Consider the following 17,271-nt stretch of genomic DNA (forward strand, 5'->3'; position numbering starts at 1 on the left):
AAATCTTAAACATGGTTGGTATTATTTCAGCCGGTAGATTAATTCTTTTATTTTCACTAAAATGATTGCTTTTGTTAATGCGTTTTGTATTTCAAGCAATCCATTTTCATAATCATAAAACATAAAATGTATTTTTTGTTTATATATTACCTTTTGTCCTAATTTTATAGTAATCATCCTAACCATAAGTTGATGGGAGATTTTAAATTAATCTTAATTATAGCATATTTAAAAACGCAAGGTCATTAATCCTTGAGGGAAAAGGATATTTGCACTAGAAGATAACGAGCAGAAATAAGGGAAGTTTTTTCGTTTTTTAAGCTGTATTAAATTCCATATTTGCTTTTGATGCTATATGGGTTGGAGCAGAGAGCATAAAACTCTTGCTTTGAAAGGTGAATTTCAAAATGGCAAATTTAGATTGCTCACAGAAAGCGAACGGATGAAGGGAGAAATAAAACAGGCTCTATAGCCAATCAGCAGTGAAGAAGAGAATTTTTAAGCAATGGTTAACCAAAGGGAGGGAAAGGATAATGAACAATCAGCTTTTATTTTTATTATCTACAAAAAGCTGATTATTCAGCATGTTAAAAAAGAAACATAGATTGGACAGGATGGTGCTTATAATAGTATTGGGTAGCAAAAGAGGAGAACATCTGATATAACCATCATATTGTCTTTTTCATTACTAATGCAAAAGACAATATTATTTAGCATTTATCAGAAGAAAAAGGGGCGGGAATTTTAAGCAAATTCAAGTCATAGGTTTGGCTGCTAAAACAGCTATGATATATATGGAGAAACGATGAAAATAAGTAAAGTTATTATATAGTTTAAATAATTCCATATAAACAATATTTTAAATTTAAGTGATATGTTTAGACGGTTTACTGCAAACCGTTTCTTTTAAAAAAGTAAGCGAAGGAGGTTTTTAAGGAAAAGTAAGTTCAGAAATATGGACAAGTTCTACTGAAAAATGCCGCTCTTTTGATTTGATTTCACAAAATCCAGAATCATATTGATAGATTAAATAATATTCCTTTTTTTCATGCAAGACGATTTTTCCCATTCAAGATAACCTCCTAAAACTATTGGTACCATTTACTTTACTACAAAAAAATTTAGTTTATATAAAATTATTGTAAAAATTAAGTGAATGGAAATTTTTACAATATCCTAATCTGGCAGAAAAAGAAAAAATAATAAAAAGTTCGCTTAAATGGGTATCTAAATGCCAGTCTCATTTCTAAATATAAGGTAAAGGCTATGCTTTTAATAGTCAATAAAAGAAGGGGAGTGACAGAATGAAAGTTGGAGTTGATTGTGCTACAAAGCTATCCTTACAATCGGCAAAAGCATTAAAGCAAGCTGGGTTTACATATGTAGCTCGTTATTTAGGAGAATCTTGGAAAACCTTTGATAAAAAAGAAGTTGCAGCTATTCAATCAGCAGGTTTATTATTGATCAGCATTTTTCAGAAATCAGCCAATTATTCTTCTTATTTTAGCTGGAAACAAGGAGAATTGGATGGAAAAGAAGCTAGTAATTATGCAAAAGAGGCAGGCCAGCCAAAAGGAACGGCTATTTATTTTGCAGTAGATTTTGATGCACAGTCAAAAGATATGGAAACAATTTGCCGCTATATAAATGGGGTGAAAAACCAGCTGCAAGATTATAAAACAGGCGTTTACGGTTCTTTTAGGGTGATCCAGACATTAAAGGGGCAAGCAGAATATTATTGGCAAACATATGCATGGTCAAAAGGAAAAGTCTGCGATTTTATTCATATGTATCAATATGAAAATAATGTTTATGCTGCAGGCATTAATATTGACCGCAATGAAATCAAAAAATCACCAGGAGATTGGGGGAATTTATGTTCAACAGAAGCAGCGAAATCCCAGGAAACCCCAAAATATGATGTACTAAAAAATATAAATGCTTATAGAAACGCCCATGATGCATCAGCAAATAAAAATAGCAAAGGCACTGTAAAGCCTGGCAGCTATTATATTTTTAATGAATCAGCAGGCATGGTGAATGTTACGAAACAGCAAAATATGCCTGGTTCTTGGATTAATCCTGAGGAAAATAGGAATCAGAGTAAAGAAGAAGAGTATCATATCGTAAAAAGCAAGGAAACATTAACATATATTGCTGAAAAGTATCATACAACAGTTGCCAAATTACAAGCCTTAAATAATATTGATAATCCCAATCTTATTTATGTGAATCAAAAAATAAAATATAAATAATGTTTATCTAAGACAATTGTTCTGGCCAAATCGCATATTTTTTGTAAATCTAGTGTTATTGCTTGGACAAGTTATAGTCTATTTCATAGATTATACGGTAAGGCAAATTAGAAGAAAGGAAGTGAAATAGATGGGACGCTACAATAATCAAAACAATTCAAACAGAGGTTCAAAACGTTGTCATAATAACTGTAATCGAGTATCTCCAGAAGAAGTGGAAACAGTGGTAGAACCTGCAAAAACAATTGTCAATACTACTACATCCCGCCGCGTTGTACGCCATGTGCGACCAACTAATATTATTAATGTCAACCGTGAAATTGTCCGCAATGAATATTTTTATCCAACAACAGAAAGAAATGTCAATGAAACAGTAGTAGAAAATTATGATTGCGGCAATGATTTAAACAATCCAAATTGCAGACGCCGCCGCTAACCATGACAAAGAGAAAGCACTCAGAAATGGGTCTTTCTCTTTATCTTTTTATCGCACATTAACGGGCAGTAAAACCCCCACTGATTAAAGTTTCACTTTAAATAACTCAATTTATTCAATAAAGTTGTTAATGGATAGGCAAAAATCAGATCAACCACTAAATTTAGCAGCAGATAAAAAGGGGAGTTTTGAAAGATTAAATGAAAAATCCATATATTAGCTAAGAAAAAAGGATTAAAAATATAGGTAATTGCATTATTGGCAGAAGTTTTTTTGCTGCCTTTGACGGTCCACCATTTATGTGCTGTTCCAAATAAATTTTCCACCAACAGCACACATGCTGAAAATAATGTACAAGAAGAAAACGAACAAAAATTTTTTAGGAAAAAAGAACACGGTTGCCCACGATAATGCAAAAATAGCTAATCATATGAAGACTATATGCATATAATTGCTCCTTTTCTAATAGCCGACTTATAGTTTGTTTACCTTTTTATTTAATATAGCTAAATAACTAATAATAATAAAACTGAAAATGCTTGAAAGTGCAGCACTTCCTATCCCCATCCAGATAAGTGTTCTTAATTGGTTGTTTGTTTGCATGTTATATCCTCACTTATTTTTATTCAATAGTTTTTCTTTTATAGTGATTATTTATGCTTATATTTTCATTAAGTCTGCTTGTTTTTTTGAATAAAACGAAAAACTTAAGTATAAAGTATTGAGAAATGAAAATAAAAAATACTAGGAATTTTTCGAAAATTATTTTGACTCCTTCAAAAAACTGTGTTACTATCCAATTAACAAAAAAACTATATAAACTCTTATAATGAGAGGCGGAGGGACTGGCCCAGTGAAGCCTCAGCAACCATTCAATATGAAAAGGTGCTAATTCCAGCAAAGCATTTATGTTTTGGCAGATAAGAGAGGAATTCTTCAGACAACAAGCCTCTCTATTTATTTAGAGAGGCTTGTTGTCTGAAGAAAAAGAAAGTGAGGATAACTTTTTTCTTCAGAAAATTGAATACATATATGCAATAGGTGCATGCGGTTTTGCTGCATTGCTTAAAAGGGAAGTCCGGTGCAAATCCGGGACGGTCCCGCCACTGTGATAGGGAGCAACTTATAAAAACTCACTGTTGTCAAAATAGATAATGGGAAGAGATAAGAAGCGATGATCTTAAGTCAGGAGACCTGCCTATTTTATCAAACTTGTACTCTACGTGGATATAGGGGGGAGGTGGAAACAGAAATTGTCTGAGAAAATGTTTAATCTCAGTTATATTTGTTATGCCTTTTAGTCTCTCTTTTCTAGTAGAAAAGAGAGACTTTTTATTTTTGTTATATTGGCTGAAAGAATTTTTTATAAAAGGGCTTATAAAACAAAAAAGTTATTCGATTATAAACTAGTGCTATTTTTGAAAAAAAAAAATTAATTAGAGGTGGAGAAATCATGGTAAAAAGTTCAAATATAGGATATCCGAGAATTGGCGAAAATCGAGAATGGAAAAAAGCATTAGAACAGTACTGGGCAGGTAAACTAGAACAAAAAAACTTTTTAAAAGAGATGGAAACCATTCGATTAACTCATTTGAAAAAGCAGCAAGAAAAAGGAATTGATTTTATTCCTGTTGGAGATTTTTCCTTTTATGATCATATGCTTGATACGGCAGCAATGTTTGGCCTTATCCCAAAACGATTTGACTATAAGGGCGGTGAAGTTTCTTTAGATCAGTACTTTAGCATAGCCAGAGGGTCAAAAAACGCAGTCGCATCTGAAATGACAAAATGGTTTAATACGAACTATCATTATATTGTTCCAGAATTTGATGGATCAACGCCAACACTTGTAGATAATCGTCCCCTTCGTTTTTATCAAGAAGCAAAAGAAAAATTAGGGATTCAAGGAAAACCGGTTGTGATTGGGCCAATTACTTTTGTTAAGCTTGCAAAAGGTTATGAAGAAAACAAATGGCAGGAAGTGGTTCAACAATTAGTTCCACTATATGCACAAATTTTGCAGGAACTGTTTTTGGCAGGTGCAGAATGGGTGCAAATTGAGGAGCCAATCCTTGCGACAACAATCGGAGCAGAAGAGCTTGCTTTATGTCAAGTGGTTTATCAAACATTAAAAAAAGCAGCACCATCTCTTAAAATTAATTTGCAAACCTATTTTGAAAGCATAGACCAGTATCAGCAGGTTGTTTCACTTCCGGTAGATGGAATCGGATTAGATTTTGTATATGATGAAGGAGAAAATTTAGCTTCATTAAAAAAATATGGTTTTCCACAAGAAAAAGTATTATTTGCAGGGGTAGTGGACGGCAGAAACATTTGGCGCAATGATTTGCAGGAAACATTTGGACTTTTGGATGAAATACTTAACGCGGTAGCAAAAGAGAACTTAGTTATTCAAGCATCTTGCAGTTTGCTGCATGTACCGGTAACAGCGGCTAATGAAAAACAATTAGAACCTGTAGTGGGGGAAGCAATAGCTTTTGCTGATGAGAAGCTAACGGAACTTACTCTTCTTGCAAAAGGCGCAGCCGAAGGGAAAGAAGCAGTCGCATCTGAAATACAAGAAAGCACAAAAGCATTAACAGCACTGCAAAAGTCTTCTTATCGCAATAATCAGGATGTTCAATACAATATCAATCATTTGGAGACATTTGCAGCAGAAAGACAAGCTGCCTTTCCAGAGCGTATAGCTATCCAAGAGCGTGTATTTCAATTGCCGATATTGCCAACAACAACCATTGGAAGTTTCCCACAGACACAAGAAGTAAGAAAGCAACGTTTAAAATGGAGAAAAGGGGAATTATCACAAGAAGCATATGAACAATATATTGAACAAGAAATCCAAAAATGGATTAGTATCCAAGAAGAACTGGAACTGGATGTATTGGTTCATGGAGAATTTGAACGGACAGATATGGTCGAGTATTTTGGAGAAAAGCTGGCTGGCTTCCAGTTTACAAAATTTGCTTGGGTACAATCTTATGGGTCTCGCTGTGTAAAACCGCCGATTATTTTTGGTGATGTGGCGTTCCAGGAGCCGATGACAGTAAAAGAAACAGTTTATGCAAAGCAGTTAACTTCAAAGCCTGTAAAAGGGATGCTGACAGGACCGATTACCATTTTAAATTGGTCATTTGTCCGCAATGATATAAAAAGAAGCGAAGTGGCAAATCAAATTGCATTAGCGCTGCGCAAAGAAGTAGAAGAATTAGTTAACAATGGAATCAATATGATTCAAGTAGATGAGCCAGCACTTCGAGAAGGCCTTCCACTAAAAGAGCAAAAACGAGAAATATATCTACAAAATGCTGTTTATGCCTTTAAACTTGCAACTGCATTTGTGGAAAATGATACACAAATTCATACACATATGTGTTATGCGGATTTTGAAGATATTATTGACAGCATCGAAGCATTGGATGTGGATGTTATTTCAATTGAAATGTCAAGAAGTCATGGCGAATTGCTTACCTCCTTTGAAGAAAATTCTTATGATAAAGGAATCGGATTAGGCGTATATGATATCCATAGTCCGCGTATTCCAGCATTAGAAGAAATTACTCGTAATATTGATCGGGCTCTTCAAGTGCTTGAAGCTAAATTATTTTGGATTAATCCAGACTGCGGATTAAAAACAAGAGGAGAATATGAAACAATTGAAGCATTAAAAGTAATGGTCGAAGCAGCCAAAGAGACGAGAAAAAAGCTATTGGCAACTAAAGCTTAATATTATAGTAGATAATAGGATAATTGGTTAGCATTTTTGCCAATTATCCTATTGTCTATAACGTAAGGAAAGTCCTCAAGCGTTTACCTTTTGTTATGTTCTATCCACCAATCAATATGATCTAAGTCAAAGATTAGAAGATTTTTTATTGGTTTTTGATGAGGAATCATTTTTTGTTTAATTAATGCACCGATTTCTTCTTCCGTATAAATAATTCCAAGTGAGTTTAGGTAAACAATTAAAGGTTTAATTCCATTTACTTTTCTCAAAATAATCACCCCCCACCAAACCTTCTTTTGCGAAAAAGAAAATTTAGCAATGGGTACTAAAAAGAGAATAGTAGTATTCCATTCCCTAACTCGGGGCTAATTATTCCTAAGCATGAATTTTTTGGAAAATATGCTTTTTCTTTTAAAAAATGATTTACAAAGATGCAAAAAACGTGATATAAATCGATAATACATGCCTTTTATGGCAAATGAACATTTTTTAAGGAATGGTTATATGGGGAGAGATATGAGTAGATTAGTTAGTGGAATGAAATGGAAAGATATTGCCATTATAATTTTTGGTTCTTTTTTATTTGCTATCGCAGTAAATGTATTTGTTATTCCAAATGATCTTGGAGAAGGTGGAGTCACGGGCATTACCATTATTTTATATTATTTATTTTATTGGGCACCCGGAATTGTCAATTTTACCATTAATGCCTTTTTATTGGCGATTGGATATAGGTTTTTAGATAAGCTGACATGTATTTATACGATTATCGCAGTATTGTTCAATTCTTTATTTTTGCATTTTACGGAAAGTTGGCAGATTGAATCAGATGAAGTGGTTATTAATGCAGTATTTGGCGGCATATTGGCTGGCGTTGGAATTGGCATGATTTTAAAGGTTGGGGGAACCACTGCCGGTACAACCATATTAGCAAGAATTGCCAACAAATATTTAGATTGGAATGTTAGTTTTTCTTTGCTGTTTTTTGATTTAATTGTTGCTTTTTCTTCTTATTTTATTATTGGCGCAGAAAAATTAATGATTACAATCGTTATGCTGTATATCGCGACAAAGGTAATGGAATTTATTATTGAAGGGTTAAATCCGAAAAAAGCGGTCATGATTGTATCGGCCAAACAAAGTGATATTGCAGAAAGAGTAAATGAAGAAATGGATCGTGGTGTTACCGTTATGTATGGCCGAGGGTTTTATACACAAAATGCGAAAGAAATTCTTTATATCGTAATAAGCAAACAAGAAATGGTGGTTTTAAAGAGAATTGTAAAAGACGTCGATGACCAGGCTTTTATTACCATCCATGATGTGCGGGATGTATTTGGCAAAGGCTTTTTAGAACTTTCTAAGTAGGCTGTTTTTTAGAATAGATAGGATAGGTGATTTGTGGGAAAATTTACCTCAAAGGAGGGGGAAGATGTTAACTAGATGCATGTATCCATATGTCTATTTTTTTATCGAGGAATTGGAGACTGTGTTCGCATACCATATTCAATCAGAAAATCATAGGACGCCATCGGAAATTTTTCCGTCAAAACATTGGAAAAGATATGAATTAAAAAGCAAAAAGCAGTTTAAATTGTTTTCCCATAAATTAAGGACTCCTATTTCAAAAGAAGGAGAGGGAATATTTATAGGAGAAGATGAAAGAATTTTTATCATAAAGGAGATCAACCGTCAAATTCAATTATGGGAAAACGGACAATAAAAAAATCTCCATGTCAACGGCTGGCCAATGGGTAAAATTAAATGATTAAAGTTTCATCTTAATACAGAAAAGAATGAAGGCCGGACAGGAGCCTGAATTGCAGAGTTTCTGAAATATTCCTTATTTATAGTCAGAATAGAACAAAGATCGGAGAGCAAAAAGCTCTTCTTTTTTATTTTGGCAAAAAGAAAAATATAGTATTTTATCTGCTGGCGGCAAGAAAATAGACTAAGGCACTTTCTGTACAACTTTATCACCTAATGTAGAAGAGAAAGGAGAGTTGTTATTTTTTCGGTGAATAAACAACACTATCTAAAAGACATAGAAAGTAGTAGCCTAGTCTAGCTAAAATTTACATAGATAAAAAGATAGTCAGCTTTATTTTATAAAAAAGCCTACTTTAAACATACAATAATAGAAGCTATTACATAGTGGGAGGAATGTTATCTGAAAAATAAGCTCCATCTTATTTTTTCTAGAGTACTGCATTGAAAAAATAATGCAAAAGGTCAGCTTGCTTTAAAAGCATTCTTAAATCAAATTATCCTTGCGGAGTGCATTCATTTGATTCGAGCATATCTAATAACTTTTTGTTCTAAAGAAACGATATAGTGATAATACAGAATGAGAGAAATCAGCAAAATAGGATTAATAAGTGCAGAATACCAAATCTTCCACCATCCATAATGGAAATATCCCCATGGTTCAGGGAGTAAAGTAACGTTTTCATACAGCAATATAACCACATTAAAACCAAAAATAAACATAATTTTGCTGACTATCCCTTTTTTAAATGGGTAATAATTCAAAAAAATAATATTGACTGGCTGAACTAAAAAAATAGTATAGAGTATCGATATCCAATCAATGTCTTTTGTGAAATACCAGTATCCTAAATATTTGAAGTCAACAAACATATCAAATAATAATTGAAAAGTGCTTGTAAACATCCATATATGCAAGACACGATTGGCATTTAACCTTTTATTTAGTTTTATGGCAAGAAAATTAAAAAGTGCGACTGCGATTAGTAGACCAATCATATGTTTTCTCCTTATAAATAGGTATTTCTAATATTGGTTAAATAGTTAAGAAATATCCATTTTATTGGAAAATAAAGTTCAGTCTTTTAATAATTCCTTTAGCATGTTATCCCGATTATTTAAAAAGTATTTTGTTATTTGATAATGGTCGGTCTGTTCATAGTCAACTTCTTTTATACTGCCATGATCAAAGCTCCAAATTTTTGCATGTGGATACCCCAATAGAATAGGTGAGTGGGTGGCAATTAAAAATTGGCATTTTTGGTTTTTGCTTAAATCATGCAAAATTCGCAAAAAAGCAAGTTGCCTTTGCGGCGACAGAGCGGCTTCTGGTTCATCTAACAAATAGATCGCTTTTCCAGTAAATCGGTTTAAAAAAAGGGATAAAAAGGACTCGCCATGGGATTGTTCCAATAAGGATTTGCTGCCATAATGGCGATAATTGGATTTTGTATAAGGATCTTCTTCCATTTTATCCAGGTATGTCGCAAAATGATAGAAGGACTCTGCACGCAGAAAAAAGCCGTTTGTTATTTTGGGCATCCATGATAGCCGAAGATAGTCTCCTAATTCAGAATGAGCGCCATGAACATCATATTGATTATGTCTGCTCCCTCCTGCTGTATGAAACCCGCATTTATCGGCAATGGCCTCTAGCAGCGTCGATTTTCCCGATCCGTTTTCTCCCACAAAAAAGGTTATATTGCTTGTTAAATCAAGAGAGTTCAAGTTTTTTATTGCAGGGATGGAAAAGGGATATTTTTTTTTGGCTGGAAGTTCATTTTTTAATAAGCTGATTTTTTTTAAAAACATGGTTTCTCCTCATTTCTTTAGCAATGTCGTTTTCACTGACTATTTTTATGGAAATCTAATAGTTTATGGCGCTATTGCTGTCTATTCACTAGGTCTTTAGCTCGAATAATCCAAAATAGCTTCTTAATTATATATGTATTGATTATAACAGAACGTTTGTTTGTTATAAAAAAGTTTATATAAAAAAAGTTTCGCCGCAAAAATATGTTAAAGAGCTTTTCTATTGCAAAAAGCTGAACATTATTCAGCTTTTCCTGTATAATATAAACTGATTAAAATAGTCTTTATACTAGGATTATGGCAATATATTTTGAACTTTCTTTAGAAATCATTGAAGAAGTGCTATATTTCTAGATATAATAAAGTGCTGAAGATTTAATTGTAGAAAGAGAGTGTTCATAATGGGACGTAAGTGGAACAACATTAAGGAAAAAAAAGCGTCAAAAGATGCTAACACTAGTCGTATTTATGCTAAGTTCGGCCGTGAAATTTATGTAGCAGCAAAACAAGGAGAGCCAGATCCAGAATCTAATCAAGCGCTGAAAGTTGTATTAGAGCGCGCGAAAACATATAGTGTGCCAAAAAACATTATTGACCGTGCGATTGAAAAAGCAAAAGGCGGATCAGAAGAAACATATGATGAGCTTCGTTACGAAGGATTTGGGCCAAATGGATCCATGGTAATTGTTGATGCATTAACAAATAATGTAAATCGAACAGCTTCAGATGTTCGTGCTGCATTTGGCAAAAACGGAGGCAACATGGGTGTGAGTGGATCAGTTTCTTACATGTTTGATGCAACAGCTGTTATCGGCGTAGAAGGCAAAAATGAAGAAGAAGTATTGGAACTTCTAATGGAAGCGGATGTGGATGTTCGCGATATTATTGCAGAAGAAGAAGATTCTGTTGTTGTTTATGCAGAACCAGATCAATTCCATGCTGTGCAAGAAGCATTTAAACAAGCTGGCGTAACAGAATTTACCGTAGCGGAGCTAACAATGCTTGCACAAAATGACGTAACTCTTCCAGAAGATGCTAAAGCACAATTTGAAAAAATGATTGATGTACTAGAGGACTTGGAAGACGTTCGCCAAGTGTATCATAATGTGGATTTAGGGGAGTAATGAAATATGAAAAAGCCGCTAAAAAAGTCAGCCTAGACTTTTTTAGCGGCTTTTTTTGCATTCTAACAAACTATTCTATTTTGGCATGCAATAATACTAGAAAAAAATATTAAGAAAGTTTTAAGAATTAAAAGCCCTAAATATTAAGATTTTTCGTTTACTATAGAGATATACAAAAACGCAGAAGAAAGCAGGGAAGTCATGGAGAAATTAACAGTGCTGGTCGTAGATGATGAGAAGGAGATTAGAGATGCCATTGAAATTTATTTGCAAAATGAAGGGGTAGAAGTCATTAAAGCAAAAGATGGGATGGAAGCATTAGAAAGGATAAAACAGACAGAAGTGCATTTGATTATTCTTGATGTTATGATGCCAAAACTCGATGGCATTGCTGCAACCTATAAAATCCGTGTGGAAAAAAATATCCCGATTATTATGTTAAGCGCTAAAAATGAAGATACTGATAAAATTTTAGGACTGCAGGTAGGGGCAGATGATTATGTCACCAAACCATTTAATCCAATGGAGCTTGTTGCCCGGGTGAAATCGCAACTGCGTAGATATGTTTCCTTTGGCACATATGAAGACAAACAAAAAGTAATCGATTTGCATGGTCTAACAGTAGACATCCATGCGAAAGCGGTTGCAGTGAACGGAGAGTCTATTAAACTAACGCCGATTGAATATAAAATTGTGGAACTGCTGTCCAGTCATGCGGGACGGGTATTTTCCATCCATGAAATTTATGAAAAAGTATGGAAAGAGCCCTGCTATAATGCAGAAAATACGGTGGCCGTACATATTCGCAAAATCCGTGAAAAAATCGAAGTGGATGCAAAAAATCCAAGATATGTAAAGGTGGTGTGGGGACTTGGCTACAAAATGGAAAAATAGATTGATTTTTGCTGGTTTTTCTTTGCTGCTTATGATTGGCTTAAGTGGATTCCTTGTTATCCAGCGATATGCTAATGAGTACAGTGAAAAAAGCTACTTTGAGTCTTCCGCTTTTTTAGATGAGTTTTATTCTTTTACAACTTATTTAGCAGTGTATGAACTATATGATATTCCATTTAATGAAGCAAAAAAATTAATTAGCGTAACCGAAGAGGATATCAGCAATTACCGAATGGAAATGGGAAAAGAAGAGGAAAAAACAGCATATATAAAAGAAGCAATAAAAAAAGAGAAAGAAAAAAAGCTAGCGGAGAATTATACGCAAAAAGAGGCATATAAGACTGAATATCATGAAAGAGCAGAAGGTTTTAGCTATTCATTTACTAACAGCAAAACAGGCAAAGTGTACAGCAACTTGGAGGAGAATGAAAAGCTGACCGGGTCAGAAAAGATTAATCCTAAAATGATGCTGTTTCACACAGACTATCAGATCAGCAATATGGACTATTGGGGGATAGATGAATCAGAGGAAAGTCTAGGAAATTTAATCGATTTGGAGAAAGTGGGAGATTTTGAAGGAGAAATAGGGGCAGCAGCAACAAACACAGCATTAAAAGAGGAAGCCAATGCTTATGATAGGGCCAAAAGGATGCTTTTATCCTATTCTTTTATCAGTTTGGCTACGTTGGTGCTCTCTATATTTATTAGCATAAAGTCTAAAATAGTGCAGCGGCTAATCGGAACTGAAAAAATAAGTGGATATATGCCAAAAATCCCCCTGGATATTCGTGGATTGCTTGTATTGGCAACATTTGTGGGCGGGGTTTTTTGCATCTTTGGTTTTGCGGAGGAATTGCAATATGCATTTTTGTATAAAAATCTTACAGATAGCTTAGATAGTCTCTTTTTAACAATGCTTGGAGCTTTTTTGTGGGGATTAACGATTTTTCAAGGAAAACAGCTGTTAAATGATATTAGCAGTTTGCAGCAAATAAAAAAACAATGGTGCAAGAGTGTTTGCTACAGAGCAGCCAAAAAAATACAAAAAGCAATAGCTGTTTTAAAAGAAGCTTTTTTTTATCAAAGCACAGGTATACAATGCTTTCTTCTATTAGTTTTTCTGGTTTTAATCGGCTTTTTGGCCTATTTGCTTGCATTTAATTCTGGTTTTTTCGTTATTTATTTGCTGCTGTTAGCGTTTATCGGCATTCCTTTTATGATAAAGCTGGTTAAAAGAATTGGCTACTTGCATAAAATTATCGCAAAATCCGAGGAACTTCTAAAAGGCGAGGCAGGATCTGACTTGGAAATCGAAGGAAGTTCTGTGTTTGCCCAATTAGCACAAAACATCAATGGAATGTCGCAAGTGATGAAAAATTCCCAGCATGCGCAAGTGAAAAGCGAACGATTAAAAACAGAACTGATTACCAATGTCAGCCATGATTTGCGCACACCACTAACATCTATTATTAACTATACAGAACTATTAAAAGGAAAGAATCTAACAGAGGAACAACGAATCAGTTATGTGGACATTATCGACCGTAAATCTCATCGCTTGAAAATGCTGATTGATGATTTGTTTGAAGTATCGAAAATGGTGAGCGGAAATATGGAATTAAAGAAGGAAAAGATTGATTTGGTTCAGCTTTTGCAGCAGGCATTGGCAGAATATGATGAAAGCATTCAAGCATCTAGTCTGCAATTTCGCATTGTCAATAAAGAAATATTTTTATATGCTTTTGTGGATGGACAAAAATTATGGCGTGTATTTGATAATCTCATCGGCAATATTATCAAATATTCCCTTGAACATTCACGGGTATATATCCAGATGGAGAAAAAAGAAGATAAAGGGATTATTATATTTAAAAATATCTCCAAATATGAGCTGAATGATGGAGCTGAAGAATTGTATGAACGATTTAAAAGGGGAGATGCATCCCGTCATACAGAAGGCTCTGGACTTGGACTTGCAATTGCTAAATCGATTATGGATCTCCATAATGGAATACTGGAAATTGAAACAGATGGAGATTTATTTAAAGTGATTCTTATATTGCAAATAGAAATATGAAAAGAGGTTGGGACACAACTAATTAGATAATCTGTAAAGACGAATAATCTCTAACTTTCGCTTTAAAATAAAGGCTAGTTTCGCAATCTTGGTTACTTGTGTTTTTACATATAGTCAAGTGTAAAAACTAATTCGTTCCATTGCGCTATAGACACTCCCTTTCCGCGGGGAGGAAGCCCGAGCCTCCTCGGCACGCCTGCGGGGTCTCAGCCTTTCCTTGAGTGTCCTCCGCTCCATTCTACTTCTTTTTTTAAAACCATTTAAAAAAATAGAAAAAATTAATTATTCAGGCTGCGGGTAATAACAACAAACTTTACTGAAACCGCTCTTTTAAAAAGTTTAAAAACGAACAATTATATGTGGTGATCATATAATTGTTCGTTTTTATTTTCGATTGGAATACTTATGTCCCAGCCTCTCTTTTTTTACAGTGCAGACTTAATCAATTTTTTATAGTACACAACAGACAATACGCCGAAAATCGAATAGAGAATGGTGTATAAAACCATGACAATAATCATAGGTGTCCATAATTCGGTGCCGAAGAAAAACCAGCCGGATTGGACGGCAAAATAGCTGTGCAAAAGACCGACCACTAATGGAATGCCAAAATTGAATAATTGTTTTCCTTGAATTCCTTTCAGCAGATCGCCTTGGGTAAAGCCAAGTTTTCGCAAAATGGTATAGTTATGCTTTTCCTCTTCTCCTTCGCCCATTTGTTTAAAATAAAGAATGCATCCGGAAGTAATCAAGAACGTTAATCCTAAAAAGCCGACAATAAACATCGTCAGTCCCATATTTGCCTTGTTGGAATCAATCATATCAAACCGGGAAATATTTAAGTCTTTGTCTTGAAAATCTAGATCAGCAAAAAGCGCATTTGCTTTTTTGACTTGGGCATCCTCTTGGATGTCGATGCCAATATAAAGGGAAGTGGTTCGTTGAATATCCTTCTCTTGGTTTTTCGCCAATTTGGCAAAAACAGTTTCATCGACAATCACTGTCGGCATGCCGCCGCTTGTGAAAAGATAAGAAACAATTGTCGGTGAATCAAGGCCTAAATAATGAAGGGAAATGGATTCTTTATTTGTTTTTAGCTTCACTTCTCCTGAATCCTTTAATGCCATAAATTTTGCCAATGCATCATTATATCCTGTAAAAAGCGTTTCATTTTCTTTCACGTTAACGCCTTTTACATGTTTGTCGCTGACTACAGCCAGTGGAGTTGTATTAGGATCAAGATTAAATCCTTCTGGCGTGGACACTAATATTTTGCTGATGTCTACCTCTGCCTGCAGAACTGGTATGATCGTTTCCTTATAGTCCATATTTTTTTCTGCTAATTTCTCTGCAAACAAGTCTGCATCTTTTGTATTTGTAAAGGAAAAGTTTGCAGGAACACTATCAATCGCTGTTTTTTCAGCAGAATAGTAGGAAATATAAGAAAGCGCCAATAAACTGATGGCTAAAGCCGAAACGGTTGTAATAATTGTCAGAAGCATTGCGTTTGTTTTCATGCGGAACATAATGCTGGATAATGACAGCACTTCATTAATCGATAAATAGCCATTTTTCTTTTTGCGGATCAAATTTGCTACAAATGTAATAGAGCCTTTGTAAAAAAGATATGTTCCAATAATGACAGATGCAAGAATAATAATCATTACGGCAAAGAGTTCATTCATTTCAGAAAAGTCGCCGCCAAATAATTTTGATGAAAGATAATAGCCGACAGCAATCAAAAGCAAACCGAAAATGCCGAAAATGATTTCCAGTATCGATACTTTTTTTACTTTTTCCTCTGAAGAAGAAGTAACGCTAAATAGACTTAAAATTGTTTGTCTTTTAATAAATAAATAATTCATCATCATAATAAAGATATAAACAGCGGCAAATACCAATACAGTTTGCATCAATGCCTGCCCGGAAAAAGTTAAGGAAGCAACTTGATCGATTCCTGTAATCTTAAACAAAATCAATTTGATCAATTTGGAAACGGCAAAGCCAAGAAATGTTCCAATTGCAAGGGAGCCGAAGTACAGCATCATATTTTCAGTGCTGATAATGCGGAAAATTTTCCCTTTTGTCATCCCGATCAGCTGGAATAAGCCAATTTCCTTGCTGCGTCGTTTGATAAAAATATTATTGGCATAAAACAAAAAGATGCCGACAATCGCAATCAATAAAATCGAGGCAGTTCGAATGGCGGCACCGCCTTTGATGGTTCCTTTTGTAGCGTCCATTGCTGGATCGTATTGCAGTGTCACAAACGAAAAATATAAAGCTACACTAAAAATAAGGGCAAATACATATAAATAATAGCTTTTGATATTTTTTTTCAAACTGCGGAAAATTAGCTGATTAATGCTCATGCTGCACCCCGCTTAAAATTCCTTGTGTTTTCATAATATCTTGGAAAAAATCTTGTCTGGATTGTTCTCCTTTATTTAATTGTGTATAAATTTGGCCATCTTTAATAAATACTACACGGCTTGTGAAGCTTGCCGCAACAGGATCATGTGTCACCATAATAATGGTAGATTTGCGGTTTTTATTTAAATGGCTTAATTTATTTAATAAATCAGATGCCGATTTTGAATCAAGAGCGCCTGTCGGCTCATCGGCAAAAATAATGCTTGGTTCATGAATAAATGCTCGGGCAGCAGATGTGCGCTGCTTTTGGCCGCCGGAAATTTCATTTGGATATTTATCCTTTAACTGTTCAATGCCAAGTTCGCTAGCCAACTCGTTAAATTTTTGTTGGGCCACATTTTTTGCGGTATTGGAAATCGATAATGGCAGCAAAATATTTTCTTTGACGGTCAATGTATCAAGCAAATTGTATTCTTGAAAGATAAAGCCAAGATTTGTTTTGCGGAAAGCGGCTAATTGTTTTTCTTTCATGTCAGTGATTTCATTTCCTTCAATTAAAATCGAACCGCTTGAAGCTTTATCAATCGAAGACAAGACATTCAGCAGGGTGGTTTTTCCCGAACCAGATGCTCCCATAATGCTGACGAATTCTCCTTTTTGAATGGTCAGGTCAATTCCTTTCAGCACTTCTTGTTTTGTAAATTTATTTCCATAGCTTTTATGGATTTTATTCGCTTGTAAAATAGTCATATATTCCACACTCCTTTATTGATAGCTTTATTATAAAA

16 protein-coding genes and 2 riboswitches are annotated in these 17,271 nt (G+C 34.4%); of the genes, 8 read left to right on the forward strand and 8 right to left on the reverse strand.

The window, feature by feature from the left end:
- Nucleotides 1–931: 931 nt before the first annotated feature.
- Entirely contained in the window at nucleotides 932–1,069 is a 138-nt protein-coding gene (locus NCCP28_RS10030) for a hypothetical protein (protein ID WP_248561280.1), read from the reverse strand.
- A 235-nt stretch (nucleotides 1,070–1,304) separates the two neighbouring features.
- Between NCCP28_RS10030 and NCCP28_RS10035 the strand changes: the two genes are divergently transcribed.
- Together NCCP28_RS10035 and NCCP28_RS10040 are read left to right on the forward strand one after the other, a co-directional pair.
- Entirely contained in the window at nucleotides 1,305–2,255 is a 951-nt protein-coding gene (locus tag NCCP28_RS10035; RefSeq protein ID WP_248561281.1) for a glycoside hydrolase domain-containing protein, read from the forward strand.
- A gap of 130 nt (nucleotides 2,256–2,385) precedes the next feature.
- On the forward strand, nucleotides 2,386–2,691 hold the full coding sequence (locus NCCP28_RS10040) for a CotD family spore coat protein (protein ID WP_248561282.1): 306 nt from the start codon (nucleotides 2,386–2,388) through the stop codon (nucleotides 2,689–2,691).
- 92 nt (nucleotides 2,692–2,783) lie between these two features.
- Here the strand turns inward: NCCP28_RS10040 and NCCP28_RS10045 are convergent, their stop codons facing one another.
- Both NCCP28_RS10045 and NCCP28_RS23600 read right to left on the reverse strand, forming a co-directional pair.
- Entirely contained in the window at nucleotides 2,784–3,017 is a 234-nt protein-coding gene (locus NCCP28_RS10045; RefSeq protein WP_248561283.1) for a hypothetical protein, read from the reverse strand.
- 148 nt (nucleotides 3,018–3,165) lie between these two features.
- Entirely contained in the window at nucleotides 3,166–3,294 is a 129-nt protein-coding gene (locus tag NCCP28_RS23600; RefSeq protein WP_282579551.1) for a hypothetical protein, read from the reverse strand.
- A 218-nt stretch (nucleotides 3,295–3,512) separates the two neighbouring features.
- Nucleotides 3,513–3,618: riboswitch (SAM riboswitch) on the forward strand.
- A 95-nt stretch (nucleotides 3,619–3,713) separates the two neighbouring features.
- Nucleotides 3,714–3,907: riboswitch (cobalamin riboswitch) on the forward strand.
- A gap of 237 nt (nucleotides 3,908–4,144) precedes the next feature.
- On the opposite strand from NCCP28_RS23600, the gene metE reads away from it, so the two are divergent.
- Entirely contained in the window at nucleotides 4,145–6,436 is a 2,292-nt protein-coding gene (gene metE, locus NCCP28_RS10050; protein WP_248561284.1) for a 5-methyltetrahydropteroyltriglutamate--homocysteine S-methyltransferase, read from the forward strand.
- An 83-nt stretch (nucleotides 6,437–6,519) separates the two neighbouring features.
- Here the strand turns inward: metE and NCCP28_RS10055 are convergent, their stop codons facing one another.
- On the reverse strand, nucleotides 6,520–6,705 hold the full coding sequence (locus tag NCCP28_RS10055) for a hypothetical protein (protein WP_248561285.1): 186 nt from the start codon (nucleotides 6,703–6,705) through the stop codon (nucleotides 6,520–6,522).
- Nucleotides 6,706–6,973: 268 nt separating this feature from the next.
- Here NCCP28_RS10055 and NCCP28_RS10060 point away from each other — a divergent pair, with 268 nt between their 5' ends.
- Both NCCP28_RS10060 and NCCP28_RS10065 read left to right on the forward strand, forming a co-directional pair.
- Nucleotides 6,974–7,804: a YitT family protein gene (locus tag NCCP28_RS10060; protein ID WP_248561766.1), complete on the forward strand. Its 831-nt coding sequence runs from the start codon at nucleotides 6,974–6,976 to the stop codon at nucleotides 7,802–7,804.
- A 64-nt stretch (nucleotides 7,805–7,868) separates the two neighbouring features.
- Nucleotides 7,869–8,159, forward strand: coding sequence for a hypothetical protein (locus tag NCCP28_RS10065; RefSeq protein WP_248561286.1), 291 nt, complete (start codon nucleotides 7,869–7,871; stop codon nucleotides 8,157–8,159).
- Between the two features lie 560 nt (nucleotides 8,160–8,719).
- Here the strand turns inward: NCCP28_RS10065 and NCCP28_RS10070 are convergent.
- Both NCCP28_RS10070 and NCCP28_RS10075 read right to left on the reverse strand, forming a co-directional pair.
- Nucleotides 8,720–9,202, reverse strand: coding sequence for a hypothetical protein (locus NCCP28_RS10070; RefSeq protein ID WP_248561287.1), 483 nt, complete (start codon nucleotides 9,200–9,202; stop codon nucleotides 8,720–8,722).
- 78 nt (nucleotides 9,203–9,280) lie between these two features.
- Complete coding sequence (locus NCCP28_RS10075; RefSeq protein ID WP_248561288.1) at nucleotides 9,281–10,015, reverse strand: AAA family ATPase; 735 nt, start codon at nucleotides 10,013–10,015, stop codon at nucleotides 9,281–9,283.
- A gap of 401 nt (nucleotides 10,016–10,416) precedes the next feature.
- Here NCCP28_RS10075 and NCCP28_RS10080 point away from each other — a divergent pair, with 401 nt between their 5' ends.
- The 3 genes from NCCP28_RS10080 to NCCP28_RS10090 all read left to right on the forward strand — a co-directional run bounded on the left by NCCP28_RS10080 (nucleotide 10,417) and on the right by NCCP28_RS10090 (nucleotide 14,110).
- Nucleotides 10,417–11,139, forward strand: coding sequence for a YebC/PmpR family DNA-binding transcriptional regulator (locus NCCP28_RS10080; RefSeq protein WP_248561289.1), 723 nt, complete (start codon nucleotides 10,417–10,419; stop codon nucleotides 11,137–11,139).
- 201 nt (nucleotides 11,140–11,340) lie between these two features.
- Nucleotides 11,341–12,033: a response regulator transcription factor gene (locus NCCP28_RS10085; RefSeq protein WP_248561290.1), complete on the forward strand. Its 693-nt coding sequence runs from the start codon at nucleotides 11,341–11,343 to the stop codon at nucleotides 12,031–12,033.
- Nucleotides 12,011–14,110, forward strand: a complete 2,100-nt coding sequence (locus tag NCCP28_RS10090) for a HAMP domain-containing sensor histidine kinase (RefSeq protein WP_248561291.1) — start codon at nucleotides 12,011–12,013, stop codon at nucleotides 14,108–14,110. The genes NCCP28_RS10085 and NCCP28_RS10090 overlap by 23 nt, the downstream gene beginning before the upstream one ends.
- Before the next feature lie 425 nt (nucleotides 14,111–14,535).
- Here the strand turns inward: NCCP28_RS10090 and NCCP28_RS10095 are convergent, their stop codons facing one another.
- Nucleotides 14,536–16,482, reverse strand: coding sequence for an FtsX-like permease family protein (locus NCCP28_RS10095; RefSeq protein ID WP_248561292.1), 1,947 nt, complete (start codon nucleotides 16,480–16,482; stop codon nucleotides 14,536–14,538).
- Nucleotides 16,472–17,233, reverse strand: a complete 762-nt coding sequence (locus tag NCCP28_RS10100) for an ABC transporter ATP-binding protein (RefSeq protein WP_248561293.1) — start codon at nucleotides 17,231–17,233, stop codon at nucleotides 16,472–16,474. Before NCCP28_RS10100 ends, NCCP28_RS10095 begins: the two co-directional genes overlap by 11 nt.
- Nucleotides 17,234–17,271: the final 38 nt, after the last annotated feature.

It is taken from the genome of Niallia sp. NCCP-28, assembly GCF_023168165.1.
Classification (GTDB): Bacteria; Bacillota; Bacilli; order Bacillales; family Cytobacillaceae; genus Niallia.